Here is a 26,216-nt window from a genome sequence, read left to right on the forward strand (position 1 = left end):
TGATGAATTTTCTACTAATCGTCATTATGACTTTTTTTTGGTTATTACTTGTTTATTATTCTATTCTACTGTTAGCTGGTGTTATCCATCGAAAAAAGGAAAATCAAAGGACGAGAGCTAAGCTGACTTATTATCCTTCTGTCGCTGTGCTCATTCCAGCTCATAACGAAGGTCTGATTATCAAAGATACACTAAATGCAATGATGAGGTTGAATTATCCTGGGAAAATAGATGTTTATTTACTTGATGATCAATCAGAGGATCGAACAAGTGAAATTGGAAAAAGCTACGCCGAGATGTTTTCGCGAATTCATTATATTTGCGTACCTCGTGGAGAGCCTAAGGGAAAATCACGGGTGCTTAACTATGGCTTGAGCATAACTGAGTCAGAGTATTTTATTGTTTATGATGCAGATAATCAGCCAGAGCCCGACGCCATTATGAAGCTAATGGAGATCTCTGAGCAGACTGATCGAGCAGCAGGTGCAGTAGGTTATGTAAGGACCATTAATCAGAATAAGAACCTACTCACTAGAATGATTTCTATCGAGTTTCAAGTATTCCAGCTAACGATGCAAAGCGGAAGATGGAATCTATTTAAGCTTGGTTCGCTGCCGGGTACAAATATGTTGTTAAAGCGGTCTATTATTGAAGAGCTAGACGGCTATGACCCGTACGCGCTTGCCGAAGATGCGGAATTAACGATAAGAATTACTCAACGTGGATACTTGCTACCAATAGTTCCAAATGCACAAACATGGGAACAGGAACCGGAAGATTTAAAAACCTTCTTAAAACAGCGAACGAGATGGCTGATTGGGAATATTTATTTGTTAGAGAAAAGCTTGAAGAGTATTCAGTTTTGGAAGGGAAAAACTTTCTTTCACAGCATGCAGCACCTATTAACATACTTCGTCTTTGTATTCTTTTTAATAACATCTAATGCATTATTTATACTAAGTATATTCGGTATGGATGTACCGATAATGGCAGCACCGTTACTAATGATATGGTTTATGAGTTATATAGTATATTCAATGCAAGTTATTAGTAGTTTAGTAATGAATCAGCAAACGAATTTATACAGCTTATTTGTAGGTGCGATTATGTATTTCACTTATGCACAATTATTTATCATTTTGCTTGTTAGGTCATTTTCTATATATGTATGGAACCGTATAAAAGGATCGACCATTGGCTGGGACAAAACAAAACGATTTAAGGATGCCGACAAGAAAGAAGAGGCGGCGTAAGAGAAATGCGAAAAGAACATGGCATATAAAACCTGAAAAAATCTTATAGAATGTTAAAAGCTATCTAAAATAAATAGATAGCTTTTAAAGGTTACTTCTTATTGTCCCAGGTGTATATTTATGAGCATGCCTGCTGTTAACTGCCTTGGCACTTCTAATGCCGAGGCATTTTTATTGATGTAGAAAAAGTGTTTGTGAATCAAAGTAACTGTAAAAAAAGCTTACTAGGTATTTAACGTTTGTGCATAGGCTATTTGAATGATCTCTTTCATCGTTTCAATATTTAAATCTTCTATTTTCTTGAAGCTAATGCTGCTAGCGCCAATTCTCACTTTGCCCAATTTACCAGCATATTTTTTTACAAGATATTGTTTGCCATCAATCGCGTTAATGTAATAGCTGTAATAATTTTTTTGTAATGCTACTCCAACCATAAACCATTCGACCTGTTTTTTATCGGACCTTTTATATTTGAAATCTCCATAGCCAATTATCGTTTGTTCAGAGCCACCCCAAAAAGTGCCTTCCCATATTGATCGTTCACTTTCTCCGAAAATATCTACAACAATTTGATTTAATGTTTGTATCGTCGCTCGTGATTGTTCAGGGATCTGCTGTAAGTAATCATCAAAGCGTTTATTCGTTCTTTCCATTTTGGATCTCCTCTTATTCTTAATAACTGTTACTATAGCATATAAATTCAAATGCTACCTCAGCACCGGTTTTTTTGTCAAAGATGTAATACCTTCCAATGGAGCACCTCTCATTTAACTATGTAAAAACGTCTCAGAATTCGTTCATTTAATTGACTAGAACGATAGCTAGTCAAGAATATAATAATTTGATACAAAGAACATATTACATAACTATATTCAGCATCACCATCAACAATAAAGCTAAACCAATCAGATGGTCGATTGAAAAAAATGGTAATCAAAAAGCCGTCGGGATTGACGCAAAAAAAGTGAAGAGGCACAAAAAGTGATCAAACTGACGCAAAAAAAGAGAGAGAAGGCGCAAAAAGTGATCGGACTGACGCAAAAAAGAGAGAGAAGGCGCAAAAAGTGATCAGACTGACGCAAAAAAGAGAGAGAAGGCGCAAAAAGTGATCGGACTGACGCAAAAAAGAGAAGAGGCGCAAAAAGTGATCAAACTGACTCAAAAAAGAGAGAGAAAGCGCAAAAAGTGATCGGACTGACGCAAAAAAGAGAAGAGGCGCAAAAAATGATCAAACTGACGCAAAAAAGAGAGAGAAGGCGCAAAAAGTGATCGGACTGACGCAAAAAAGAGAAGAGGCGCAAAAAGTGGTCGGACTGACGCAAAAAAGTGAGAAGAGGCGCAAAAAGTGATTAAACTGACGCAAAAAAGAGAGAGAAGGCGCAAAAAGTGATCGGACTGACGCAAAAAAGAGAAGAGGCGCAAAAACGGATCAAACTGACGCAAAAAAACAGAAGAAGCGAAAAAAGGGTTTATTCATGCGGCTGTGATGGAATAAGAGTATCAATAGGCATTTAAATACATCTAGGAGGATTGATGATGGAACAGATGAAGATGGTAAACAACTTAGCGCAAGAGGTTCTACCCAATACTGATATTGTAGTATTTGATGAATTAAACAAAAGGATGACATTAGATAGTTTTGAATTTGTTGTCACTGGCAGCAGCTCTACAACGTTTCCTGTATTGCATTTTACTAGTAATAATTCTAACAACTTTACGAACCAAATTTTTCATACCATTAACCCATCAGGAACTAGATGGTATGCAACGCCTACTAGATTATCTAATGATGGCAGCGCCTATTTTGAAACAATGGCATATGATACTGGAGCAGGCTTATATAAATTCAATTTGAAAACGCCTGTCATTTTACCAAATGGGGGCAGATTAGCTTTTAGAGCAGCTTCAGGCTATGGAGGCGGAGATATGGTATTATATAAAGCCATCTATCGGGTGGAGCAATAATGGCAATGATTAAATTTCCATATCAGTTAGAAGGAGAGGTAAGGTTTGAAAGTTATCCTCAAGTATTAAAGAGGATAAACAGCTTCTCAAACGTCAGGAATATCGGAAAAGATGAGAGCGGTCAGTACGATATGAAAGTGATCGAAATGGGGAATGCGATTAAACCAACGCTTTTAGTGATTGCTAGTATGCACCCTCCTGAATGGGCTGGAACTCAATACAGTCTTTCATTCTTTGAAATGTTACGTGATAGAACTTTTCCAGATAAACAATTTAGAGATAAGCTGCTAAGGAAATTTCATCTTGTCTATATACCAATTGTTAATCCATACGGCTACAACCGTTTACCAAGCCCGCTTTCTAGAACAAAAGGAAGATATAATGTTAATGGAATCGACCTGAATCGAGATTTTGAACACTTTACTCAAGCTGAAACAAGAAATGTAAAAAGTGTAATGGATGAATTTAGACCGTTTGCGTTTCTGGACATACATCTTTTTGGTATTGAAATGGAGGGTACCAATAATAAAAATCTAATCATAGGAAATGGTCAGAACTCTACAAATATATTAAGAAAAACAATTGCTGATTCATGGAGAGTTGGTAGCGATAATGAAGCAGTAACAGAATGGCCTGGTACTTCTACATTAGGAAAAGGATTGGCTAGAACGTATATGCGTGACTTATCGAATCCATATACAAACACTACACTATCATACATTACTGAGATGATAAGGCCAACTGATACTCATCCAGACAATCCATTATCATACAAACAAATGTATCAGTATGGAATATTGAGTATATACTTGTTTTTTAAATCATCTATGGATTATTTCTACAGAAGAAGACAATAAAATGACATTTTACAAGTTTACGCAATTAAGACAAACCTTCATGTCTTAATTGCGTCTATTAGTTAAACAAAAACCGGTAAAGTAAAGGCTCCCAAAATCCTTACACAGATCATATCAACTGCTTTATATTTTTTTATAGTTTACAAGAGTAGAACAATAATTTTTTATCATAACTATTTAAAAAATTAATTGGATGAAGCTCTACAAATTTTTTGTCCAATCAAAGGGTTAAAATCAAATTCGGGATGATGATAGCTTTTCAAAGCAATGCTTAACACCTTTATTTCAGTTCACCTTTTTCCAGACACTTTTCTAAATCCCTATTGACAACAAAGACTTCTATCCGTTCGCCCATCTTTGTACTGATATCACTGTGACTAGATAGCACTTGGCATTTTGTGTATTTTTCTACAATTTCTTCAAAGGTTTTGCTGTAAATCTCACGGAGAACTTGACGCATTTGTTTTACAACCCTTTTTCCTGTTTCATGCTCTACTAAATGTTTTTCTTCCACGGTTAAAACCCCTTTAAATCGAACGATGACCATGTCGTGAACGATATAGGTTTTTGTTTCCTGTGGCCCTCTGCCGATTAAATCCCTTTGCTGTTTTATGAAAGCTTCACTTATTTCAGCCTCTAATTTTTTTTTATAAATAGTCATCTTATTCTCCCTCACAATCTTCAATTCTGAATTATCTTACTTTGAAGTGTTTATTTTTGTCAAATTCAAATGTGATTATTTTGAAAAAGTTAGAAAAACAAAGAAATAGTAAGTATATATTATAAAAACATATAATTATCGGAGAATTCAACTGTATATTAGCTTAAATCGGTCTATTTGAGGATTTGCATTTAATTTTATAAGGAAGTACAATAATGCTCATAATAAACAAACTAAATATGACGGCCTAATCTCAAATGAGAACGGAGGACCCAATTTTATGGGGTTAATTCTACTATGTAGAAGGGATGAAATCACTCTTTCGCCATCCTACCCGCCAGCTAACTTCGTCGGCTAAAGCGAAGGAGGTCATAAGACCACCTTTAATCTAGGAGGTTTTTTTGTTGTGTCGCAGCAAAAATACAGCCTGGTAGGTAGAGTAGGTCTTTTTATTATGCCTATTTTTGAAAAGTAACATGGAAGACGGAAAGCAAAGGGAGCATCGCGCTTGCTGGGCTTTAAGTAGACCACTGTATACTTTTTCTCCAAAAAGGAAAAGAGTGTTGATTTTGATTTGTTTTTTAGTCAAAATGCTGCTTTTGCATTTTCGGGGATTTAGTAAACATTGGTCTATTTTTTTTAATGGGATTTGTGTTTGGAGGAAATAGGATGTAATTCAATGAATGAACCCAACATCATAAATTTAGAAGGAAATGATTGGCTCAATTTCATCGTTTGAAGTTTAGCTTTAGTACTGGAAAAAGCACTGTATTGATATTTAACAATTTAAAAGAGGTTCAGGTGAATTTGCTATGATGCTTAGAAAATATGCGCTTAAAATGGGAATCGGAATGATTAAATTAAAGGTTGTTGTAGAGGACAAAGAATTTTATCCTGGCAATATTATAGGAGGTCATTTTGAGCTTGAAGGCGGAATATTTCCGATAAAAATAAAAAGATATGATATTGATTTAGTGGTTAATCATTTTAGCAATATGAAAGAGGATATAATTAATTCACATTCTGTGATTTGCTCATCTATTCTAAATGCAAATGAAAAAAAAGAAGTACCCTTTCTACTAGAGATACCTTTGCAAGCTGAAACAATCTCTGGAAATAAAAAATATAGTGTAATTGCCAAGGTTTTATTGGAATATGATCAAGTTCTAACCGAAGTAAAACCAATTATAATAAAAGAAAACTGCTAAACAAAAATAAATAGGGCTCTACTTTTGAAAAAAAGTTACTCGGGGGACAGAATGCAGAGAAAACAGAAATGAGCTGTTTGCTAGGCATTACGTAGACCAATGTGTACTTTTTCTCCTAAAAAGTTGAATTTAACAGAGCATTGCTTTTTGCATACGTGATATGCGGAAAACATGCAAATCGTTCATTCAACATGGGGAAAGAGGATGCATTGGTCTATTTTTTTTATTATTAGGAGGTGATTAAGAGTGTTAATTAATTCGGTTGATCAATGAATGCACAAGGCAATTAAAGGTACCGTGTTCATTGCTAAAAAGTTGCTTTAATTGAATACCATTTAATCGTTAATTATAGGGGGTAAACAGAATGTTGGATTTTATTATGGCAGGGTTATTCATCGTACTGGTTATATTTCTTGCGGGACTTGTAAAGTGGTCTTCTTGCCACGTTGACCAAGGAAGTGAAGACCAATGATAACAGTGCTCATAGGAATCGTAATAATTATTAGTATTTATTTATTATATGCATTAGTGAATCCAGAGAAATTTTAAATTATTTTTGGAGGTAAAAACAGGTGTTTACGACTATCTTATCAATGATTATAACGCTGTTCATAGCATTGCTTTTGGCAATACCAATGGGAATCTATCTGGCTAAGGCATTTGATTATAATATCACGGGTTTAGATAAAATTTATGAACCTATTGAGAAATGCCTTTTTAAAATTGGAGGTATTAAAAAGCAGAATCAGACGTGGAAGCAATATGCCATATCTTTAGTATTGGCAAACTCCTTTATGATTGTGATTGTTTACATGATATTTAGATTGCAAGGGATATTGCCATTAAATCCAAGTAATATAGCCGGAATGGAACCTACACTTGCATTCAATACAGCGATTAGCTTCATGACTAATACTAACCTTCAGCATTATAGCGGTGAAAGCGGGTTATCCTACTTATCTCAGATGATAGGGATTCTATTTATGATGTTTGCAGCGCCAGCGACTGCGCTTGCAGTGGTAATTGCTTTTATTAGAGGGTTAGCAGGTAAAAAAATCGGGAACTTCTTTATTGATTTTATTCGAGCAATGACCCGAGTACTACTGCCCATCTCATTTGTTGCAGGCTTAATCTTTATTGGATTAGGAGTACCACAGACATTAGATCCTTCGATTACCGCTCAAACGATTGAAGGTACTGAGCAAAATATCGCACGTGGGCCTGTTGCTTCTTTTTTATCAATTAAAGAGCTTGGTAATAATGGGGGAGGATATTTTGGCGTTAATTCTGCGCATCCATTCGAAAATCCAAATGCACTGTCCAATCTTATTCAAATTCTATTAATGCTTTTGCTGCCAACAGCCATGCCATTCACGTACGGTCGAATGGTAGGAAGTGCTAAACAAGGAAGAACATTATTTATTTCAATGGCTATGATTCTCGTCGTATTCCTAGGAATAACTTTAACTAGTGAGTATCAAGGGAATCCAGTTTTACATGATATGGGTCTTCAGCAAGGACAAGGCAGTATGGAAGGTAAAGAAGTAAGGTTTGGTGTCGGTCAGTCTGTACTTTATGCGGTAGTGACAACAGCATCTGAGACCGGTGCTGTTAACACCATGCATGATACGATGACTCCCATTGGAGGCATGCTCGTATTATCAAATATGCTATTAAATACAGTTTTCGGTGGAGTTGGTGCTGGCTTTATTAACGTAATGATGTACACGATGATCGCTGTGTTTCTGTCAGCCTTAATGGTAGGTCGTACACCAGAGTTTTTAGGAAAAAAGATTGAAGTAAAAGAAATGAAGCTAATTGCGGTAACGATGCTCATTCACCCGTTACTCATTTTAGGTGCATCAGCAGTTGCTTTAATTTTGCCACAAGGAACGGAAGCAATCTCTAACCCTGGATTTCATGGCTTAACCCAGATAGTCTATGAATATACGTCATCAGCAGCAAACAACGGGTCTGGATTTGAAGGATTAGGAGATGCGACACCATTTTGGAATGTGTCTACAGCGATTGTTATGTTCCTCGGGCGTTACTTCGGTCTCGTAACGATGATGGCAGTAGCCGGTTCACTAGCAGCTAAGAGTCTTGTTCCGCAAACAGTAGGGACTTTGAGGACGGATACCGCCCTATTTGGCACCATTCTGCTAGGAACAATCTTTATTGTGGGAGCACTTACTTTCTTTCCTATCTTAGTCCTAGGGCCTGTAGCAGAATATTTAACATTGTAGTGTGGAAATGTTTAGAAACAATTATCCGAAAATATACTATAAAACCTTAATTAGGAAGGGAATAAAAAATGAAGGATAAAGCATTGATAACAAGAGCTCTATTGGATTCTATCATTAAGTTGAATCCGTTAGTAATGGTAAAGAACCCTATTATGTTTGTTGTAGAAATAGGTTTTGTCATCACTTTAATTTTGTCTTTTTTACCACAATTGTTTGGAAATAGTGGAGTTGAACCTTGGTTTAATATTACAGTTTCTCTTATTTTATTATTTACTGTATTATTTGCAAACTTTGCTGAAGCTCTAGCGGAGGGACGTGGAAAGGCACAAGCGAACTCATTAAAACAAACAAAAGAGGAAGTTATCGCGAATGTTTTAAAGGAAAATGGAAAGGTTGAAAAATTATCATCTAGCCAACTAAGAAAAGGTGATATCGTCGTAATTACTCAAGGTGAAATGGTTCCTGGTGACGGGGAAGTTATTGAAGGGTTAGCTTCGGTTGATGAGTCTGCCATCACAGGAGAATCAGCCCCAGTGATAAAAGAAGCAGGAGGAGACTTTAACTCAGTAACAGGAGGAACACTCGTAATTAGTGATGAAATTAAAGTTAGGATTACGAGAGATCCCGGTGAATCATTTCTAGACAAGATGATTTCACTTGTGGAAGGAGCAGAGCGACAGAAGACACCGAATGAAATGGCATTGAGTACTGTATTAACCAGTTTAACTTTAATTTTTATGATTGTGGTTGTTACATTACCATTTTTCACGAACTATTTAGGTTTTCAAATAGATATACCGATATTAATCGCTTTGCTTGTCTGTTTAATTCCAACAACAATTGGCGCGTTGCTTTCTGCAATTGGAATAGCTGGAATGGACCGAGTGACCCAGTTTAATGTTTTGGCGATGTCAGGGAAAGCGGTGGAGGCAGCAGGTGATATTAATACAATTATTTTGGATAAAACGGGTACAATTACGTTTGGTAATCGGATGGCAAGCGAATTTATCCCGGTAGGTGAAGCGAAAAGTGAGGAGCTTTCCTATTGGGCGGCATTAAGTTCTTTAAGTGATGAAACACCTGAAGGGCGATCGGTCATAAAATTATTAAAAGAACGAGGTACTAAGATTGATGAAATAATGACAGATGGTGGAAAAATTATTGAATTCAGAGCTGAAACAAGGATGAGCGGTATTGATTTAGCTAACGGTCGAAAGGTTAGAAAAGGGGCAGTTGATGCCATAAAAAATTGGGTAAGGTTACAAGGAGGACATATCCCGACTGAATTGGCCGAGGAAACAAAGGCAATTTCTAAGAAGGGCGGTACACCGTTAGCTGTTGCTGTTGACGATAAGGTTTATGGATTAATTTATTTGAAGGACACTGTCAAACCAGGTATGAAAGAACGATTTGAACAACTGCGCAAGATGGGGATAAAAACGATGATGTGCACTGGCGATAATCCATTAACTGCTGCGACAATTGCTAAAGAAGCTGGTGTGGACGAATTTATAGCTGAATGTAAGCCTGAGGACAAAATTGATGTAATAAAATATGAACAACAGCAAGGGAAACTCGTTGCGATGACTGGAGATGGAACAAATGATGCGCCTGCACTTGCTCAAGCAGATGTAGGGCTGGCAATGAATAGCGGTACAGCAGCTGCGAAGGAGGCAGCAAACATGGTTGATTTGGATTCTAATCCTACTAAAATTATAGAAGTTGTCTCTATTGGAAAACAGCTGTTGATGACAAGAGGTGCATTAACTACTTTTAGTATCGCCAACGATATTGCAAAATACTTTGCCATTATTCCTGCCATATTTATGATGGCGATTCCGGAAATGACAATGTTAAATATAATGAGATTAGATTCACCATTGTCAGCCATCCTTTCTGCTTTAATTTTCAACGCAGTAATTATCCCATTGCTAATTCCATTGGCTATGAAAGGCGTCACCTACAAACCAATGAATTCGAATGAATTGCTGCGTAAAAACTTAACTATATATGGATTAGGTGGCATTATTGTCCCGTTTATAGGAATTAAAATGATAGATATGCTCATTACATTCTTTATATAAATAATTGTAGAAAGCAGGTATAGATTCCATGGAACGAGTAAAAAGGTTGATGGGACCAATTATAAGAACCAGTTTTTTAATCATGATAATAGGCGGCGTACTTTACCCGGCGGCCATAACGGTGATTGCACAGGTGATTATTCCAGATCGAGCAAATGGGAGTTTAATTTATAATGGTGAAAATGAGGTAATCGGTTCAGAATTGATCGGTCAAAATTTTACAAGCGCTAAGTTTTTTCACGGTAGGGTATCGAGTATTAAATATGATGCTTCAGGATCCGGATCTAATAACTACGCGCCCTCTAATCAAGAAATGATTGAACGCTTAAAAGAATCGGCTGCAGCATGGGAGAAAGATAACCCTAATACGCCACTCAATAAAGTTCCGCTTGATTTAGTAACAAACTCTGGTTCGGGATTGGATCCGCATATTAGCCCTGATGCTGCTTACGCACAGGTAAGCAGAGTTTCTGAAATGACCGGAATCAATCAGCAAAATTTAATAGAGTTAATTAGTAAGAATACACAAGGAAAGGAATTAGGCATATTTGGAGAAGAGCGTGTTAATGTCCTAAAACTGAATCTTGATTTAGTTGAATTATTATAACGATGTTAGGCATTCGAGTAGAATAGTGTGCCTACTGAAATCTATTTTGTCTCTTACGGATCGTTGTCCGCAAGACTTCTGGGGTGATTATATTGGGAAATGACCATCCCCACTTTCGGAGAAAAACCCCTGATGAGTTTCTTGAAGAAATTAATCAGGCGAAACGGGGTAAATTTAAATTGTATGTTGGTGCAGCACCTGGTGTTGGGAAATCGTATAGAATGCTGCAGGATGCCCATGAATTGAAAAGTGATGGAGTTGATATTGTTATTGGTCTCATTGAGAGCCATGGCAGAATCGAGACGGAAGCACAAATAAAGGGGTTAGAAAGTGTCCCTTTAAAAGAAATAATTTACAAAGGGAAGAAGTTTTATGAATTAAATGTGAATGAAATTTTTATAAGAAAACCGGAAATTGTAATTGTGGATGAACTAGCACACACGAACATAAAAGGTTCCCTGCATCCTAAACGGTATCTGGATGTGGAGGATTTGCTTGAGGCTGGCATTAGTGTATTTTCTGCTGTAAATATTCAGCATCTTGAAAGTGTATATGATATTATTCAGCAAATTTGTGGCATTAAGGTAAGAGAACGATTGCCTGATAAAATTTTCCATATTGCCGATGAAATTCAGTTAATTGATGTAACTCCAGAAACATTAAGAAAAAGATTGTCGGAAGGAAAGATCTATTCATCCAGGAAAATTGAACAGAGCCTGAATAACTTCTTTACAACAGAGAAATTGTCTGCATTAAGGGAGCTTACACTTCGTGAAGTAGCGAATGATGTGGACGAAAGAATAGAAAGAATTACTATGGAAGGTGAATATGGTTCCATTGGAATACTTGAGAAAATACTAGTTTGCATTCATTATGGACCAACAGCTGAAAAGCTTATCCGAAGGGGATGGCGAATGGCTCAGCGCCTAAAGGCAGAGTTATTTATTCTAAATGTTTTGCCTGATGAAAATCACATTGTTCACTTAGAAAGAGAAAAAAAACTACGAGAATGGAAGATCCTTGCTGAACAATTTAATGCCACTTTTATCATTGAGAAGCAGGGAAGGTGCAGTCCGGCAGAGATAATAATTTTAACAGCTAAAAGCTTTCATATTACTCAAATTTTACTTGGCCAATCAGCCAGAACAAGATGGGAAGAGATATGCAAGGGGTCTATTGTGAATACGATAATGAGGAAAACTTCTAATATTGATATTCACATTGTGGCGGACAGCAGATAAGTGTACTATCTAACTGCTTTAAAATAAAAATACTAAAAAATGCGAAAAATATGTATTAATAGCCCTTATTGCCTGTGCAAAACCTCCATGCAATCTAGCATGTTGTGGAATTAGGAGGTGATTTTATAGGTTACGAATAAGAAAACAGTAACTATTACAGAGGTTACAATGAAGATTCCGGATAAGATGATAACGGTTATGGCCGCAGACGTGGCTGTGGATGCTTTGGTTTCGGATTTTGTGGGTGTAATAGAAGAAGAAATCGTGACAAGAAATTTTTCTAAGTTGTTATGAAAATAACTCCAGAAATGAAGGCAATTCTAATTACGACAACGTTTATTAATTAATAAATGATAGAAAGGGAAGCGATGTGCTTCTCTTTCTCGTTATCGGTTGTTAAGCAATTGATGCAGCTCGACATTTTCTTATGTAACAAGCAAAGCAATATGATAAAATTGGAAAAGCTTTTATAACGAGGTATTTAGGTTTAAAGCAAGAAAAAAGATGCAAATCTATACTGCATCTACAAGAATTATATTTGAATTTTGAATGAGCAACGGTTTTAAAGCTAATGTCAAAGGTAGAACAGGTGGGTATTTATGACGATTCGGAACTCCGCAAAAGCGATAATAATTAACGAAAACAGGCTATTACTAACAAAAAATAAAGATAATGAGGGTGTTTTTTATCTTTTTCCTGGCGGTGGGCAAGAGAAAGGCGAAACAATTCATGAAGCTTTAAAAAGAGAATGCATTGAAGAGGTTGGAATACAAGTAGAAATAGGAGAGCTTCTCCATATTCGAGAGTATATCGGTAAAAATCACGAACATTCTTCATTTGACTATGATGCTCACCAAGTTGAATACTACTTTGTTTGTCATCGTAAAAATGGGTCAGATCATATTGAAGTACCTACTAACCCTGATAGTCACCAGGTTGGAGTAGAATGGATACATATGAACGATTTATTTGAATATAGAATTTATCCGAAAAAACTAATAAAGTATATAATAAAGTATTGTAGTAATGAAAAGTCTCCAGTTTATTTAGGAGATATAAACTAGCGATTTTCTAAATGATGAGGCATTTCTTTTTTTATGTCTTTTAAAATTTGATTTATATGCGTTAAATCATGGACTACCACGCAGAAATTAGCTCTCTCAATTTAACAGCACCGAACTCAGGGTGCATGCCTGTCAATTCAAGCTGTGTTTCAGAATCAACAAGAATTTTAAGGTTGTTTATATTTTGAATTCTTATTGATTTGAATGCAGATAACATTGGGTCAAGCATTCTATCTGGCTTGTTTAAGTGCGCGTATCGATTAAAAAGATGGAAAGATTGATTTTTTGTCTTCCAGAATTGCCTCTATTCTTGGGATCCAATTATTTTTTTCACACTCTATTAGATGCGCAATCACTTCAATGGCATTCCAACTTTCCTCTCCTTCATTGCCATTTATCCATTCATCTGATAAGCCCGTTAAAAAATATTCAATCGTATTAGAAGTCCGATCTAAAATTTCTATCGCTTCTTTCAAGTTAAAATTCATATAATTTCACCTCTTCAACAAGTTTGTTAAATATATTCTTTAGAAATCTCAAAAAGCCTTTTTAAAGAAGAAGGAAAAGAAACTACAATCTAACCATTTGTAGAAAGGCCATCACAATTACGTAAGGCTGTTAATGTGGCAAGAATAGTGTTTCGTCAATAAAAACCGTCAAATGACGCAATTAATGTTTACCGATGGTATAAGTAATATGAGAAAATGATTTGATAAATAGATTTCAATGGAATTTTTGTGTTTTTTCATCTATACATAGAAACCAGAAAACAACCGGAGCTATTGATCAATGAAGCATACTAAGTAAGGAGGGTATTTTATATTTCTAGAAGGGAAAAGAGCAATGGATGTGATAAACAGAGCATGATGAAAGTCGTGGATATGGTTACCGAAACCGGGAGCAGTGAACCTAATGGAAGAAGCGGAAGACGCAGAGGCGACTGTGTCTGTTTGGGGGATCGAGACTACTGTAAGTAGGCGAAATGTAAAACAAGTTCATCCTAATTATTAATGTTTACAAAAATATTGTGGGTAATCAACAGTTCTTCCCTGTAAAAAAATGTTGAAGAATCGATTGTAGAAAATGTGAAGGATGGTATTGACCGTTTTGATGACAAGGTTTTTTTAGCATATTCATTTAGATAATAACCTATTTATAAAGCAATTCCTTTTCAATTTCTTTATGGAATCACTTAAATAAAAATCCGTTCAATTTGAACGGATACGAAAGCAGAACTCTTTAATTTTTAATCTTTAATAAATCCAGAAACCTTAAAATCGCTTCACCACCCATTCCCGCAAATAGCGAAAGAATAAAAATGGCTGTAGGGGAATCTGGATTTGTAGTGGCGACTAAAAAAATAGAAGCCAGTCCCCCCATTAGAATATCTTCTAAGAAACCGAGATAAATAAACTTCTTTGTAACCCGTGGCTTTACAAGTTTCCCAACTCTTTTAATATGCCCTGCGACACCGACAAGTCCACCAATCAAAGCAGCGAAGGTAATGTTCATTAACATTTCAACTCCACACTCCTAAAGTCGAGATTTTTGAAAAGCGACCTTAGGTTGATTCTTGGTGTATCTTCTATTATATAACGCCTGTTAACAAAAAAGAATGATTCGAATATACCGAATTTTCAGAAATGACGACAAAAACAGGAGGTTTTCTCCTGCTTTTGCTAGATACATAATTAATGAATCTGACGATAAACACCGATGACTTTACCAAGAATAGAAACGTTTCTAAGAATAATTGGTTCCATTGTAGAATTCTCGGGCTGAAGTCTAACAAAATCTTTCTCTTTGAAAAACCTTTTCACTGTTGCCTCATCTTCCTCTGTCATAGCAACGACAATTTCACCATTATTTGCAGTGCTTTGCTGTTTGACAATGACGTAGTCTCCATCCAGGATACCAGCTTCAATCATACTTTCACCCATAATTTCTAACATGAAAACATGTTCATCTGCTGGAGCAAGCCTCTCGGGTAATGGAAAATACTCTTCAACATTTTCAATTGCAGTGATGGGTTGTCCAGCAGTAACTTTCCCAATAATCGGTACATTGACGGTACTTACTTTTGGAACGCTGGCTGCTCCTTCTAAATCCAAAATTTCAATAGCACGGGGTTTAGTCGGGTCTCTTCTAATTAATCCTTTGCTTTCTAAGCGGGCAAGGTGACCGTGTACGGTTGAGCTGGAAGCAAGGCCGACAGCTTCACCAATTTCACGTACAGAAGGCGGATAACCTTTTGCTTTTACTTCGTCTTTTATGAATTCAAGTATATCCTGCTGTCTTTTTGATAATTTCATTATCTCACGCACCTTTTTTTACATCTTTGTGTATATTATAGCATTTTTAATTTTAGTATACAAACATAAGTTCGAATTTTCATTGACAGAAACAAATGTTCGCATTATAATAAATTTATCAAATGCGAACGTATATTCTTAATTAGGGGTGCTTCAGTTGAAAAAATTGTGGGAATCTTATTCATATGCTATTATTCTAGTCGTTTTAAGTTTTGGGATGGTTATCGTGTTTGCTGCTAATACAGAGACAGCAGATGGAGCGGGATTTGTGAAAATCGTTGTTAAAGAGGGAGATTCTATTTGGAAAATAGCGAGTAAATATAGTGAAGAGCACGATATGTCCGAATCAGATTTTGTAAAATGGGTGGAGAGACAAAATGGTATTTCTTTAGGTCAAATCTACCCAGGGGATGAAATTATTATTCCAGTTAAAGATGGTATGGATTATTATGAAACGAACTTAGCAAGCTCCTATAATGAAAAGGAAGATTAATTTAGAAGTGAAGTGAGAAAAACAGTATGAGAGCAGTTATATATTGTAGAGTCAGCACAACAAAGGAAGAGCAGGAGACTTCTCTTGCAAGGCAGGAGGAGGAATTGCTGGATCTTGCCAATAGTCAGGGGATGGATGTAGTAAAGGTAATAAGGGAGCAGGCAAGCGGATTCGATCTTGATCGAGATGGGATTATTGATCTGTTAGCAACTATTAAAGATGAAAAAATAGATGCTTTGCTCATTCAGGATGAAACAAGATTAGGGAGGGGCAATGCTAAGATTGCATTATTACATTGTATCTTAAAAGAAGGTGTTCAACTGTACAGCATCTCCCACTATGGTGAATTGCAACTATCTGAGTCAGATTCAATGGTACTCCAAATTGTGGGCATGGTTGAAGAGTACCAACGGAAATTACATAACGTAAAAATTAAAAGGGGCATGAGGAAGGCAGTTGAGAATGGCTATCGCCCTGAAAAAAACTTATCAAATCAAGGAAACATGGCAGGTCGTGACCGCATTGAAGTGCCTATTGCAGAAATAGTCCGTTTAAGGAATAACCAGCTGACTTTTTCGGACATAGCTGCTACATTAAGAGGTTTTGGATACACAATATCAAAAGCAACTGTTAATAGAAGATATAAAGAGTATATTGATTCTCAAGAATCTGATTAATTTGGAATTCTTGTCAAAGCCCTCTTTTTTTAGTAATATGACACATATCATTGAATTTATGAAGTGTGAAAATAAACTTCAAATGTATAAATGTGCTTAATAAAGCGATATGGATTTGAAGTAAAAAAGGGGCTTTTTAATATGCTTTCGAAAGAAAAACTTGCTCGCATTAATGAACTTGCAAATAAATCTAAAACTGAAGGCTTATCAGAATTAGAAGCGAAAGAACAAACAGCTCTTAGAAAAGAGTATTTAGAAACGTTCCGTGCTTCAATGTTTAATACGCTTAAAGGAGTTACAATTATTGATCCTGAAGGGAATGATGTAACTCCAGAAAAATTGAAGAAAGAAAAAAATAAGCCGCTTCATTAATTTTTTTGGGGAAACTGGTGTATCTAGTTTCCCTTTTTCAATATTCACTATGTTAAAGCACATTGTTGATTCTGTTCTGTGTTAAAGCTGAAGATACTATTTATAGCTGCTATTTCGGAAGAAAGCCTTCGCCTGGAGAAGAAAATCAACAGCCGCATTTAACAGAGCTATAATATGAATAATATATATTGTAAATAAAATTATTGATAAAAAAATATTTCGTAATATTGCTTAAATATAATTTTTCTACCATTACGGTTGTATAAACGTAAGCAACTCTATTATATTTAATGTGTACGATTATTTTTGAAAGGATGTCATACATGTTTAACAAAACGGATGCACTATCAATTCAATCGATTAGAACTTTATCTATTGATGCAATAGAAAAAGCAAACTCTGGTCACCCAGGTATGCCTATGGGCGCTGCACCAATGGCTTACACTTTATGGACGCGTTATATGAATCATAATCCTAATAACCCATCATGGTTTAATCGTGATCGTTTTGTATTATCAGCAGGTCATGGCTCAATGTTGCTATATAGCTTGCTGCATTTATCAGGATATGATTTATCAATGGATGATATAAAACAATTCCGCCAATGGGATAGCAAAACACCAGGTCACCCTGAATATGGACATACTCCAGGGGTCGATGCAACGACTGGTCCTCTTGGACAAGGAATCGCGATGGCAGTTGGTATGGCAATGGCTGAAAAACACTTATCTGCTGTTTATAATAAAGATGATTTTAATATCGTTGATCATTATACATACAGTATTTGCGGTGATGGTGATTTAATGGAAGGCGTCTCTGCAGAAGCTGCTTCCTTAGCAGGACACTTGCAACTAGGTAAACTAGTTGTACTTTATGATTCAAATGATATTTCGCTTGATGGAGATTTAGATCGTTCTTTCTCTGAAAGTGTTGAGCAACGTTTTAAATCTTATGGTTGGCAATATATCCGGGTGGAAGATGGCAATAATTTAGATGAGATTGCAAAAGCCCTCGAGGAAGCACGAAAAGTTGACAATCGTCCTACAATGATTGAAGTCAAGACTGTTATCGGATTCGGCTCACCTAATAAATCTGGTAAATCTGCTTCTCATGGTTCACCTCTTGGAGCTGATGAGCTGAAATTAACGAAGGAAGCGTATGAATGGGAATTTGAAGAAGATTTCCATGTGCCAGACGAAGTATACGCACACTTCAAAAATGAAGTCGTGGAAAAAGGCCAAAAGGTAGAAGCTGAGTGGACGCAACTTTTAAGTAAATATAAAGAAAAGTTTCCTGAACTTGGTTTACAATTGGAATTGGCCATCGATGGGAAATTGCCTCAAGGATGGGATAAAGATATCCCAGTCTATGAAGAAGGCTCAAGTTTGGCGACGAGAGCATCTTCAGGTGAAGTACTAAATGCAATCGCGAACAATCTTCCTTCATTCTTTGGAGGATCTGCTGATTTAGCTGGTTCAAATAAAACGATGATTAAAGATGCTGCTGATTTTACTGCGGAATCATATAGTGGAAGAAATATTTGGTTCGGTGTACGTGAATTTGCTATGGGTGCAGCACTTAATGGAATGGCGCTACATGGCGGATTAAATGTCTTTGGAGGTACATTCTTTGTTTTCTCTGATTACTTACGTCCGGCTATTCGTTTAGCAGCCTTAATGAAGCTTCCTGTCACATACGTATTTACACATGACAGTATTGCTGTTGGGGAAGATGGCCCAACACATGAGCCGGTAGAACAGCTTGCGGCATTAAGAGCGATGCCAAATCTTTCAGTCATACGACCAGCTGATGGAAATGAAACAGCAGCTGCATGGAAACTGGCAATAGAGGCTGCTGACCATCCGACAGCACTCGTGCTTACTAGACAAAATCTAGCAACAATTAAAGGCACTGCAGCAACGGCTTATGAAGGCGTATCTAAAGGGGCATACACAGTATCTGCTGGCAAGAAAGAAGACGTGGATGCATTGTTATTAGCTTCTGGTTCAGAAGTGGAATTAGCGATAAAAGCTCAAGCTGCTCTTGCTGCAGAAGGTATTGATGTTACTGTAGTAAGCATGCCTGATTGGAGCCGCTTTGAAAAACAAAGTAAAGAGTACAAAGAGCAAGTTTTACCTAAGGGAATTACGAAGCGATTAGCAATTGAAATGGGTAGCTCTTTAGGCTGGCACAAATACACAGGTTTTGAAGGGGACGTCCTTGCAATCGATCAATTTGGTGCATCAGCACCAGGAAATAAAATTATCGAAGAGTATGGCTTCACTGTTGAAAATGTTGTCGCAAAAGTAAAAGCTTTAATCGAAAATTAATCATTTTTTTGCCGGGAAGAATGGAAATCATTCTTCCCTTTTTTGCTTTTGCTATTTTTCGACAAAAATAGTGGTTTTTTATCACATTAAAAGACAGAAAATTATATATCTTTCCTGTATACTTGAAGAAATAGGTTGTCCCGAAAGGAGAAGTTGAATGAGAACGTATCAGTTATATTTAATTGAAGAGCAATTCGCGTCTCATTATTTCGGCAGGGAACAAATGTTTTTTCGCTTGTTTCAGGAATATGAGCGTTCATCAGGTGATCTTTACTCAATACTTCAAAGACAAATTTATTTTATTACAAAAGAAATTCCTAAATATAAAGTGCAACAGGATATGTTTCAGGAATTATTAATAAAACAAGACATGGTATTTGATGAGCATGCTTATTACATATCTCAAAAAAGAAGCAACGCAAAGCTTGAAGTAGGTGATCGATTTATTACGCTGGAAGCATCGGGGAATTTTGAAGCAGAAACAATTTTTTTCGAAGTATTGCGAAAAAGTGAGTCTTCTTACTTAGCGATTGATCTTTCACATAATAGATTTGGCTGGCTTAAGCCAATAAAAGAAAGAAAATTTGTCTAAATAAGAGAAATTACGAAGCAAATATTGTATAGTATCCTTTGGTCTAGTACACTGTATGATAGACAACATGAAGGAGGAAGTAGTATGTGGATGTATATACTAGTTGGTATATTAGCATTGCTTGCTGGTGTAGCACTAGGATTTTTCATTGCTCGTAAGTATATGATGAATTACTTAAAGAAAAATCCGCCAATTAATGAACAAATGTTAAAAATGATGATGATGCAAATGGGAATGAAGCCATCCCAAAAGAAAATCAATCAAATGATGAACGCAATGAACAAGCAGCAACCAGGCAAATAACAGCAAAGCAAGTTGGATATAGCATGGTTTCGTCATTATAGTTAAAGCGATTGTGTTAATAAAATTCACAAACATCTATTTGGAAAGTGAATTTTCTCCGATTAATATTATCATAATTGCTTTAGTTTTCTTATTGCTATTCAAAAGACTATCTTTACTGGGGAAATAAACCAGTAAAGATGGTCTTTTTTATTGAGTGAAGTTTATAGACTGCAGAATTTAAAAACGTTATTATTCCATTGCAAGCTAAACTTTAGATTTCCTCCAGTTCACTCTATAAGAGAAACATTGTCAATTGGAAATGGTGACTCTAAGGCACGTGGATGTAATGGAATAAAAACTATTTAAAGCCCCTCATATAAAGGACTTTTTACTATCTAAAAATACTTTAATTTCTTTAATAGACAAACCTAATTTCTTTGCTTCAATAATTAGCTGAATCCACTCTTCATCTAGTTTAATGTTTACCACTCTCCTTTTTACAAATATTCAACAAATAGGTAAAAAGTCCTCTTTTTTAAAATGAGAAATTTTATTGTGATATAGCAAGTAGTTTAGGGTGTTAATTTTGTCTTATAACATCGTACTTTATCGAAAATCGAAGAATTGATAGATCGTAAAAAAATAGAGGTTTCTAAGCGCGGCAGTATTAATCTATGTCAATAGGAAATCGATATAAAACAACAATAAAAGAAGCGCGAGTATCCATTCGCATAATGAAACCAAAAAACAAAGTAAAGAAGCAAAAAGTGGTACAAACCGCGAAATGAAACCAAAAGGACAAAGTAAAGAAGCAAAAAGTAGCATCATATTGTAAAATGAAATCAATAAACGAAGTGAAGCAGCAAAAAGTGGTATCAGTTAGAGAGGCTAGCACAGGAATTGGCATCACTTCGCTATAATAGACATCTTATGGAGGGCTGACATGAAGAAAATAATAAAATATCTACTAATGTGTATTGTTTCACTCATAATGATTGTGCTAATAAGTTTTTTTATCTGGACTCAACAAACCTATGAGCCATCTAAAAAGCTAGATAATTTAGTTAAAGAAATTAATTACGAAGAAGACTGGGTAGTCTTTAACCCTAGAGAAAGTAAGGGTGTCGGGGTTATTTTATATCCGGGTGCAAAAGTAGAGCCTGAAGCTTACAGTTACATTGCTCAACAACTCTCTGATCAAGGTTACTTCGTTGGAATCCCAAAGGTAAGGTTGAATTTGCCAATGTTTGATAGAAATAAAGCGGCAGAATTAATAAACAAATCCGACTCAATTGAGAAATGGTATGTCGGTGGCCATTCGTTGGGCGGAGTTACCGCTGCTGCTTTTGCATCTGAACATCCAGATGTGGTGAGTGGTCTAATTTTATTAGCTTCTTATCCGAGCAGCAGTAATAATTTCTCTCAAACTAACGTACCAACTTTATCTATATATGCTGAGAATGATGGTCTGTCAACTATTGACAAGATCGAAAAAAACCGACATCTATTATCACAACAAACAGAGCTCTATGAAATAAAAGGAGGTAATCATGCTCAATTTGGTATTTATGGTCCTCAAAAAGGCGATCATAAAGCGGCAATATCAGTTAAAGAGCAACAAGATATAATAGGTAATGAGATGTTAAAATGGTTTGAAGGCCGCTAATTGCTCTCAAGTTAACCACTATTAAGGAGACTCAATATCATAATAATCAAAAATATGGAAACTTCTTTTAGGTTGCATTAGAAATGCAGGCGAAACGAATAGAAACATCGGATGAGGGCTGATTGGGCTCTCATTTTTTATTTTGAGAAAGTAGGTTAATAAGCAGGCACCATAGTTTGGTTAACACATAAAATCAAAATCAGTCCATTTCTGCTCGAAAATATCCTTCCTTGTTTTTGGAATTTTTGATAAACTATTTAAGCTAACATATGTTTGGGTGGTTATACAGATGTGGGGGTCAAAGGATGAAGGTTTTTCTGGATTTAATGTGGTTTTTTAAGCAAGAAAAACGGTCTTATTTGACGGGAATTATTTTATTGCTTTTTGTTGCGCTGCTGCAATTAGTTCCGCCAAAGGTCGTTGGAATTTTCGTTGATCATATGAAGGATGGGACGCTTACTCAATCGATCCTTATTTATTGGCTGGTAACATTAGTTATTGTGGCATTACTTATGTATGGCTTGCGCTATTATTGGCGAATTATGATCTTTGGGTCAGCTGTTAAATTATCAAGATTGCTAAGAAACAGGCTATACGGTCATTTTACAAAAATGTCGCAAGCGTTTTATCAGCGAAAAAGAGTAGGGGATTTAATGGCTCATGCGACAAATGATTTAAATGCAATTCAGCAAACAGCTGGTTCAGGCGTATTAACACTTGTAGATTCATTGGCTACCGGTGGGTTCGTTGTTATTGCAATGGCTACAACCATTAGCTGGAAGCTTACCCTTATCGCACTTCTTCCAATGCCATTAATGGCTATATTAACTAGCTGGTACGGCTCGTTACTCCATAAACGCTTTCATAAGGCACAGGAATCTTTTTCAGAATTAAATGACAAAACACAGGAGAGTGTGTCAGGAATTAAAGTGATTAAAACATTCGGACAGGAAAAAGAAGAGCTCGAAGCATTTACAAGTAAAACAAATGAAGTAGTGAAGAAAAATGTTTCAGTCGTAAAAGTGGATGCATTATATGATCCGACTATTTCCGTTATAGCAGGTATCTCATATTTTCTCTCTATCGTTTTTGGAGCAAGATTTGTGATAGCAGGGGAAATGACGATTGGTGAACTCGTTTCCTTTACCACATATTTAAGTCTATTAATTTGGCCGATGCTCGCCTTTGGCTGGCTGTTTAATATTGTTGAACGCGGTCGTGCTTCTTATGATAGAATTTCGAGCATCTTAAATGAGGAAATTGACATTGATAATAATAAAGATGCGCTGGACAATGTTCCGAGTGGCAATATCACTTATTCAATCGAATCTTTTTCCTATCCTAGCACAACGGCTCCCGTCTTAAAAAATATCCACTTCACATTAAATAAAGGCGAGACATTAGGTATAGTCGGTAAAACAGGATCAGGGAAAACAACACTGTTAAAACTTCTGCTCCGAGAATTTGATGGTGAGCATATCTATTTCGGTGGAAGAGCGTTGGCAGGCTATCAACTGGATGAACTTAGAAAAGCGTTTGGTTATGTCCCGCAGGAACATTTCCTGTTCTCAGCAACGATTGCTGAAAATATTTCATTTGCGAAAGGAATATGTACAATCGAAGAAATCTATCATGCAGCCAAGCTTGCTGCTATCCATGAAGATATTAAGGTATTTACTGATGGCTATGAGACGGTTGTAGGAGAAAGAGGCGTTTCCTTGTCAGGTGGTCAAAAACAGAGGATTTCCATTGCGAGAGCACTTATTCTGAATCCAGAAGTGCTTCTATTAGATGACTCGCTTTCAGCCGTTGATGCAAAAACGGAAGAAACGATTCTCTCATCCTTGCGCAAGGAAAGGGCAGGGAAAACAACCGTGATTACTGCTCATCGATTAAGTGCAATCCAGCATGCTAATCAAATTCTTGTGCTCGATGAAGGACAGATTATACAAAGAGGTACACACGAGGAATTGATGAATCAAAGCGGCTGGTATAAAAATATGTATTTACGGCAGCAGCTGGAACAACTCGTGGAGCATGGGGGGTAAGAAGCGATGGAACAAATGCCAGTAATTAACGGAAAGGAGCAGCACAAAATTTTGGTGCGGTTGCTTACCTATACAAAACCTCATAAAAAAGCGATAATCTTTGCATTTAGTCTGCTTCTATTAACAACGATTGGTGATATAGTGGCTCCGATTTTAGTAGGTAAGTTTATTGACGACTATTTAACGCCAAGGAATCTTGCATTTGAACCGTTATTAATTTTAGGGGCTATTTACATCTCAATACAAATAATGAACTTTTTTCTTTCCTATTTACATTTATATAAATTTCAGGAGATTGCATTGAAAATCATTCAGCGGCTAAGAATTGATTCGTTTGCAAAAGTACAATCATTAGGACTCAAGTATTTCGATAAAACACCCGCAGGAGGCATTGTTTCGAGAGTCACAAATGATACAGAGGCAATTCTTGATATGTTTATCAGTGTTCTTGTCACTTTTATTCAAGGAAGCTTTCTATTAATTGGGATATTTATTGCGATGTTTATTCTTAATGTTCAGCTTGCAGCATTTTGTTTATTCATCCTACCGCTGCTTTTCTTGATTATGTATATATACAGAAAGTACAGCTCTATATTCTATCAAGACTTAAGAGAAAGGCTAAGCCAGTTGAATGCAAAACTTAGTGAATCCCTTCAAGGCATGGCAATTATCCAAGTGTTCAGGCAGGAAAAACGGTTGCGCAGTGAGTTTGAGGAGATCAATGAAAAACATTATATGGCAGGCATGAGAAATATTAAAATTGAAGGACTACTTCTTCGTCCTGCTATTGATTTAGTCTATGTATTTGCTTTAATTGTTGTCTTAAGTTTTTTTGGTATAAGCTCATTTGATCATCCTGTAGAAATTGGTGTCGTTTTTATATTTGTCAGCTATTTAGATCGTTTCTTTGAACCAGTTAATAATATTATGCAGCGGCTATCGATGTTCCAGCAGGCAATTGTTGCTGCATCAAGGGTATTTAAATTGATGGATGAAACGGAGCTGGCACCGGCACAAAATGAAACAGTGCAAAATATAATTAACGAGGGTGAAATAGAATTTAACAATGTTAGCTTTTCATATGATGGAAGAAGAGATGTACTGAAAAATATTAGCTTTAAAGCGAAACCAGGTGAAACTGTCGCATTAGTCGGGCATACAGGCAGCGGGAAAAGCTCAATCATTAATTTAATGATGCGCTTTTATGAGTTTGGAAGAGGAGACATCATGATAGACGGAAAGTCGATCAAGGATTATTCCAAAGGAGAGCTTCGCAAGAAAATGGGCCTCGTCCTACAAGATCCATTTTTATTCTATGGCACGATTAATGATAATATAAAGCTTCATAATCATGCAATGACTGACGATGAGATAAGAGCTGCTGCAGAGTTTGTTCAGGCGAATCGATTTATTGAAAACCTTAATGATCAATATCAACATTTAGTTGTTGAGAGAGGCGCAGCTTTTTCAAGCGGGCAAAGATAACTTGTGGCATTCGCAAGAACGATAGCTGCCGATCCAAAAATACTTGTCCTTGATGAGGCAACAGCCAATATTGATACGGAAACAGAGGAAGCCATACAACTTGCATTATCAAAAATGAGAAAAGGCCGTACGACCATAGCCATTGCACATAGACTTTCCACTATTCAAGATGCAGAGCTGATTCTAGTACTTCATCAAGGAGAGATAGTCGAAAGGGGGACTCATCAGGAGCTTCTCACCCAAAAAGGGCTATACTATAAAATGTATTTATTGCAAAATGGTTCAGGTGAGGCGTTAAAGCAAGTGGTCGATCAACCATCAATAGAAGTTTGAAATCGTGCTAATATGAAAAAAGCTCCTTTTTCTTTTTCAGAAGAAGGAGCTTTTTCATATTAGCATAAGGCAGTGCATCTATTTATTGGTTTAACTGAAGCCTATTTTCGAACATTCTATTATATTCATTTAACAATACATCCAGTTCCTGACTGTATTCGATAGCAGCAGCTGAATTGAGGCCGTTTCGCATGGCAATCTGAATTAACTCTCTTCTCTTTTGTTCGATTCGTAAAAGCAATTCTTGTTTGTTCACGCACCTTAAACCCCTCTGCCTAATTGTATAGTCATCATTTTCATGATATATGGTTACTTCCGAAAAGATATTATCATCTATTATAGCGAATAATGGTAATTAATTCAAAAGAAACTTATGTCAAACAATAGAAATGATTATAGCATATCATATGAAACAAAGAATATGCATAAGCTTACAA

At 36.3% G+C, this 26,216-nt stretch carries 24 protein-coding genes, 2 pseudogenes and 1 riboswitch; of the genes and pseudogenes, 19 read left to right on the top strand and 7 right to left on the bottom strand.

Annotated features, from left to right (window positions below; all coding sequences use genetic code 11):
• The first annotated feature begins 2 nt into the window (after positions 1-2).
• Positions 3-1,253, top strand: a complete 1,251-nt coding sequence (locus CWS20_RS18790) for a glycosyltransferase family 2 protein (RefSeq protein WP_066201568.1) — start codon at positions 3-5, stop codon at positions 1,251-1,253.
• Positions 1,254-1,477: 224 nt separating this feature from the next.
• On the opposite strand, the gene CWS20_RS18795 is transcribed toward CWS20_RS18790, so the two are convergent.
• The gene (locus CWS20_RS18795; RefSeq protein ID WP_066197443.1) at positions 1,478-1,906 is read right to left on the bottom strand and encodes a hypothetical protein; all 429 of its coding nucleotides are present in this window, start codon (positions 1,904-1,906) and stop codon (positions 1,478-1,480) included.
• Positions 1,907-2,786: 880 nt separating this feature from the next.
• Here CWS20_RS18795 and CWS20_RS18800 point away from each other — a divergent pair.
• Both CWS20_RS18800 and CWS20_RS18805 read left to right on the top strand, forming a co-directional pair.
• A complete protein-coding gene (locus tag CWS20_RS18800) occupies positions 2,787-3,218 on the top strand; it encodes a hypothetical protein (RefSeq protein ID WP_142385403.1) in 432 nt (143 codons plus the stop codon).
• Complete coding sequence (locus CWS20_RS18805; RefSeq protein ID WP_066197451.1) at positions 3,218-4,075, top strand: M14 family zinc carboxypeptidase; 858 nt, start codon at positions 3,218-3,220, stop codon at positions 4,073-4,075. The genes CWS20_RS18800 and CWS20_RS18805 overlap by 1 nt, the downstream gene beginning before the upstream one ends.
• Before the next feature lie 280 nt (positions 4,076-4,355).
• On the opposite strand, the gene CWS20_RS18810 is transcribed toward CWS20_RS18805, so the two are convergent.
• On the bottom strand, positions 4,356-4,736 hold the full coding sequence (locus CWS20_RS18810) for a Na-translocating system protein MpsC family protein (RefSeq protein WP_066197456.1): 381 nt from the start codon (positions 4,734-4,736) through the stop codon (positions 4,356-4,358).
• Positions 4,737-4,970: 234 nt separating this feature from the next.
• Positions 4,971-5,107, top strand: a riboswitch (cyclic di-AMP (ydaO/yuaA leader).
• Between the two features lie 441 nt (positions 5,108-5,548).
• Between CWS20_RS18810 and CWS20_RS18815 the strand changes: the two genes are divergently transcribed.
• The 7 genes and pseudogenes from CWS20_RS18815 to CWS20_RS18845 all read left to right on the top strand — a co-directional run bounded on the left by CWS20_RS18815 (position 5,549) and on the right by CWS20_RS18845 (position 13,186).
• Positions 5,549-5,944, top strand: a complete 396-nt coding sequence (locus CWS20_RS18815; protein WP_066197458.1) for a sporulation protein — start codon at positions 5,549-5,551, stop codon at positions 5,942-5,944.
• Between the two features lie 468 nt (positions 5,945-6,412).
• Positions 6,413-6,493: a potassium-transporting ATPase subunit F gene (locus CWS20_RS29350; RefSeq protein ID WP_083957369.1), complete on the top strand. Its 81-nt coding sequence runs from the start codon at positions 6,413-6,415 to the stop codon at positions 6,491-6,493.
• 44 nt (positions 6,494-6,537) lie between these two features.
• Complete coding sequence (gene kdpA, locus CWS20_RS18825; RefSeq protein WP_066201572.1) at positions 6,538-8,190, top strand: potassium-transporting ATPase subunit KdpA; 1,653 nt, start codon at positions 6,538-6,540, stop codon at positions 8,188-8,190.
• 65 nt (positions 8,191-8,255) lie between these two features.
• Positions 8,256-10,274: pseudogene (gene kdpB, locus CWS20_RS18830) on the top strand (potassium-transporting ATPase subunit KdpB); the annotation flags it as partial.
• 28 nt (positions 10,275-10,302) lie between these two features.
• Positions 10,303-10,881, top strand: a complete 579-nt coding sequence (kdpC, locus tag CWS20_RS18835; protein ID WP_066197460.1) for a potassium-transporting ATPase subunit KdpC — start codon at positions 10,303-10,305, stop codon at positions 10,879-10,881.
• Positions 10,882-10,970: 89 nt separating this feature from the next.
• A complete protein-coding gene (kdpDN, locus tag CWS20_RS18840) occupies positions 10,971-12,122 on the top strand; it encodes a KdpD-like non-kinase potassium sensor (protein WP_066201574.1) in 1,152 nt (383 codons plus the stop codon).
• A 599-nt stretch (positions 12,123-12,721) separates the two neighbouring features.
• Complete coding sequence (locus CWS20_RS18845) at positions 12,722-13,186, top strand: NUDIX domain-containing protein (RefSeq protein ID WP_066197462.1); 465 nt, start codon at positions 12,722-12,724, stop codon at positions 13,184-13,186.
• Between the two features lie 260 nt (positions 13,187-13,446).
• Here CWS20_RS18845 and CWS20_RS28785 read toward each other — a convergent pair whose 3' ends face one another.
• From CWS20_RS28785 to lexA, 3 genes are all read right to left on the bottom strand, one after another.
• The gene (locus CWS20_RS28785; protein ID WP_241198753.1) at positions 13,447-13,674 is read right to left on the bottom strand and encodes a DinB family protein; all 228 of its coding nucleotides are present in this window, start codon (positions 13,672-13,674) and stop codon (positions 13,447-13,449) included.
• Positions 13,675-14,425: 751 nt separating this feature from the next.
• Positions 14,426-14,704, bottom strand: a complete 279-nt coding sequence (locus CWS20_RS18855; RefSeq protein WP_066197464.1) for a DUF4257 domain-containing protein — start codon at positions 14,702-14,704, stop codon at positions 14,426-14,428.
• Between the two features lie 173 nt (positions 14,705-14,877).
• Positions 14,878-15,501 (bottom strand): transcriptional repressor LexA, encoded by a 624-nt coding sequence (gene lexA, locus CWS20_RS18860; RefSeq protein ID WP_066201577.1) that lies wholly within the window; start codon positions 15,499-15,501, stop codon positions 14,878-14,880.
• A gap of 154 nt (positions 15,502-15,655) precedes the next feature.
• Here lexA and yneA point away from each other — a divergent pair, with 154 nt between their 5' ends.
• From yneA to CWS20_RS18890, 6 genes are all read left to right on the top strand, one after another.
• Positions 15,656-15,991, top strand: coding sequence for a cell division suppressor protein YneA (yneA, locus tag CWS20_RS18865; RefSeq protein ID WP_066197466.1), 336 nt, complete (start codon positions 15,656-15,658; stop codon positions 15,989-15,991).
• 26 nt (positions 15,992-16,017) lie between these two features.
• The gene (locus CWS20_RS18870; protein ID WP_066197469.1) at positions 16,018-16,668 is read left to right on the top strand and encodes a YneB family resolvase-like protein; all 651 of its coding nucleotides are present in this window, start codon (positions 16,018-16,020) and stop codon (positions 16,666-16,668) included.
• A gap of 141 nt (positions 16,669-16,809) precedes the next feature.
• A complete protein-coding gene (locus tag CWS20_RS18875; protein ID WP_066197472.1) occupies positions 16,810-17,040 on the top strand; it encodes a DUF896 domain-containing protein in 231 nt (76 codons plus the stop codon).
• A gap of 323 nt (positions 17,041-17,363) precedes the next feature.
• A complete protein-coding gene (gene tkt, locus CWS20_RS18880) occupies positions 17,364-19,370 on the top strand; it encodes a transketolase (protein WP_066197475.1) in 2,007 nt (668 codons plus the stop codon).
• Between the two features lie 157 nt (positions 19,371-19,527).
• Positions 19,528-19,962 (top strand): sporulation inhibitor of replication protein SirA, encoded by a 435-nt coding sequence (sirA, locus tag CWS20_RS18885; protein ID WP_066197478.1) that lies wholly within the window; start codon positions 19,528-19,530, stop codon positions 19,960-19,962.
• 84 nt (positions 19,963-20,046) lie between these two features.
• Positions 20,047-20,265, top strand: coding sequence for a YneF family protein (locus CWS20_RS18890; RefSeq protein WP_066197481.1), 219 nt, complete (start codon positions 20,047-20,049; stop codon positions 20,263-20,265).
• 354 nt (positions 20,266-20,619) lie between these two features.
• Here CWS20_RS18890 and CWS20_RS18895 read toward each other — a convergent pair whose 3' ends face one another.
• The gene (locus tag CWS20_RS18895) at positions 20,620-20,736 is read right to left on the bottom strand and encodes an anti-repressor SinI family protein (protein ID WP_101226362.1); all 117 of its coding nucleotides are present in this window, start codon (positions 20,734-20,736) and stop codon (positions 20,620-20,622) included.
• A 454-nt stretch (positions 20,737-21,190) separates the two neighbouring features.
• Here CWS20_RS18895 and CWS20_RS18900 point away from each other — a divergent pair, with 454 nt between their 5' ends.
• The 3 genes and pseudogenes from CWS20_RS18900 to CWS20_RS18910 all read left to right on the top strand — a co-directional run bounded on the left by CWS20_RS18900 (position 21,191) and on the right by CWS20_RS18910 (position 25,779).
• Entirely contained in the window at positions 21,191-21,913 is a 723-nt protein-coding gene (locus CWS20_RS18900; RefSeq protein ID WP_066197484.1) for an alpha/beta fold hydrolase, read from the top strand.
• 305 nt (positions 21,914-22,218) lie between these two features.
• Positions 22,219-23,961 carry an ABC transporter transmembrane domain-containing protein gene (locus tag CWS20_RS18905; RefSeq protein WP_066197488.1) on the top strand — a complete coding sequence of 581 codons (1,743 nt, stop codon included), beginning with the start codon at positions 22,219-22,221 and terminating at the stop codon, positions 23,959-23,961.
• A 6-nt stretch (positions 23,962-23,967) separates the two neighbouring features.
• A pseudogene (locus CWS20_RS18910) lies at positions 23,968-25,779 on the top strand (ABC transporter ATP-binding protein).
• A gap of 82 nt (positions 25,780-25,861) precedes the next feature.
• Here the strand turns inward: CWS20_RS18910 and CWS20_RS18915 are convergent.
• Positions 25,862-26,035: an aspartyl-phosphate phosphatase Spo0E family protein gene (locus CWS20_RS18915; protein ID WP_066197490.1), complete on the bottom strand. Its 174-nt coding sequence runs from the start codon at positions 26,033-26,035 to the stop codon at positions 25,862-25,864.
• Positions 26,036-26,216: the final 181 nt, after the last annotated feature.

The sequence above is a fragment of the Cytobacillus horneckiae genome, assembly GCF_002835735.1.
GTDB lineage: Bacteria > Bacillota > Bacilli > Bacillales > Cytobacillaceae > Cytobacillus > Cytobacillus horneckiae.

What these genes read in the sequence shown, in the direction of transcription:
- CWS20_RS18905 (WP_066197488.1), top strand. Translation starts at nt 22,219, where the DNA reads ATGAAGGTTTTTCTGGATTTAATGTGGTTTTTTAAGCAAGAAAAACGG.
- CWS20_RS18815 (WP_066197458.1), top strand. Translation starts at nt 5,549, where the DNA reads ATGATGCTTAGAAAATATGCGCTTAAAATGGGAATCGGAATGATTAAA.
- CWS20_RS18795 (WP_066197443.1), bottom strand. Translation starts at nt 1,906, where the DNA reads ATGGAAAGAACGAATAAACGCTTTGATGATTACTTACAGCAGATCCCT.
- kdpC (WP_066197460.1), top strand. Translation starts at nt 10,303, where the DNA reads ATGGAACGAGTAAAAAGGTTGATGGGACCAATTATAAGAACCAGTTTT.
- CWS20_RS29350 (WP_083957369.1), top strand. Translation starts at nt 6,413, where the DNA reads ATGATAACAGTGCTCATAGGAATCGTAATAATTATTAGTATTTATTTA.
- CWS20_RS18890 (WP_066197481.1), top strand. Translation starts at nt 20,047, where the DNA reads ATGTGGATGTATATACTAGTTGGTATATTAGCATTGCTTGCTGGTGTA.
- kdpA (WP_066201572.1), top strand. Translation starts at nt 6,538, where the DNA reads ATGATTATAACGCTGTTCATAGCATTGCTTTTGGCAATACCAATGGGA.
- CWS20_RS28785 (WP_241198753.1), bottom strand. Translation starts at nt 13,674, where the DNA reads ATGAATTTTAACTTGAAAGAAGCGATAGAAATTTTAGATCGGACTTCT.
- CWS20_RS18800 (WP_142385403.1), top strand. Translation starts at nt 2,787, where the DNA reads ATGATGGAACAGATGAAGATGGTAAACAACTTAGCGCAAGAGGTTCTA.
- CWS20_RS18845 (WP_066197462.1), top strand. Translation starts at nt 12,722, where the DNA reads ATGACGATTCGGAACTCCGCAAAAGCGATAATAATTAACGAAAACAGG.
- CWS20_RS18870 (WP_066197469.1), top strand. Translation starts at nt 16,018, where the DNA reads ATGAGAGCAGTTATATATTGTAGAGTCAGCACAACAAAGGAAGAGCAG.
- tkt (WP_066197475.1), top strand. Translation starts at nt 17,364, where the DNA reads ATGTTTAACAAAACGGATGCACTATCAATTCAATCGATTAGAACTTTA.
- sirA (WP_066197478.1), top strand. Translation starts at nt 19,528, where the DNA reads ATGAGAACGTATCAGTTATATTTAATTGAAGAGCAATTCGCGTCTCAT.
- CWS20_RS18875 (WP_066197472.1), top strand. Translation starts at nt 16,810, where the DNA reads ATGCTTTCGAAAGAAAAACTTGCTCGCATTAATGAACTTGCAAATAAA.
- CWS20_RS18790 (WP_066201568.1), top strand. Translation starts at nt 3, where the DNA reads ATGAATTTTCTACTAATCGTCATTATGACTTTTTTTTGGTTATTACTT.
- CWS20_RS18810 (WP_066197456.1), bottom strand. Translation starts at nt 4,736, where the DNA reads ATGACTATTTATAAAAAAAAATTAGAGGCTGAAATAAGTGAAGCTTTC.
- CWS20_RS18900 (WP_066197484.1), top strand. Translation starts at nt 21,191, where the DNA reads ATGAAGAAAATAATAAAATATCTACTAATGTGTATTGTTTCACTCATA.
- CWS20_RS18805 (WP_066197451.1), top strand. Translation starts at nt 3,218, where the DNA reads ATGGCAATGATTAAATTTCCATATCAGTTAGAAGGAGAGGTAAGGTTT.
- CWS20_RS18855 (WP_066197464.1), bottom strand. Translation starts at nt 14,704, where the DNA reads ATGTTAATGAACATTACCTTCGCTGCTTTGATTGGTGGACTTGTCGGT.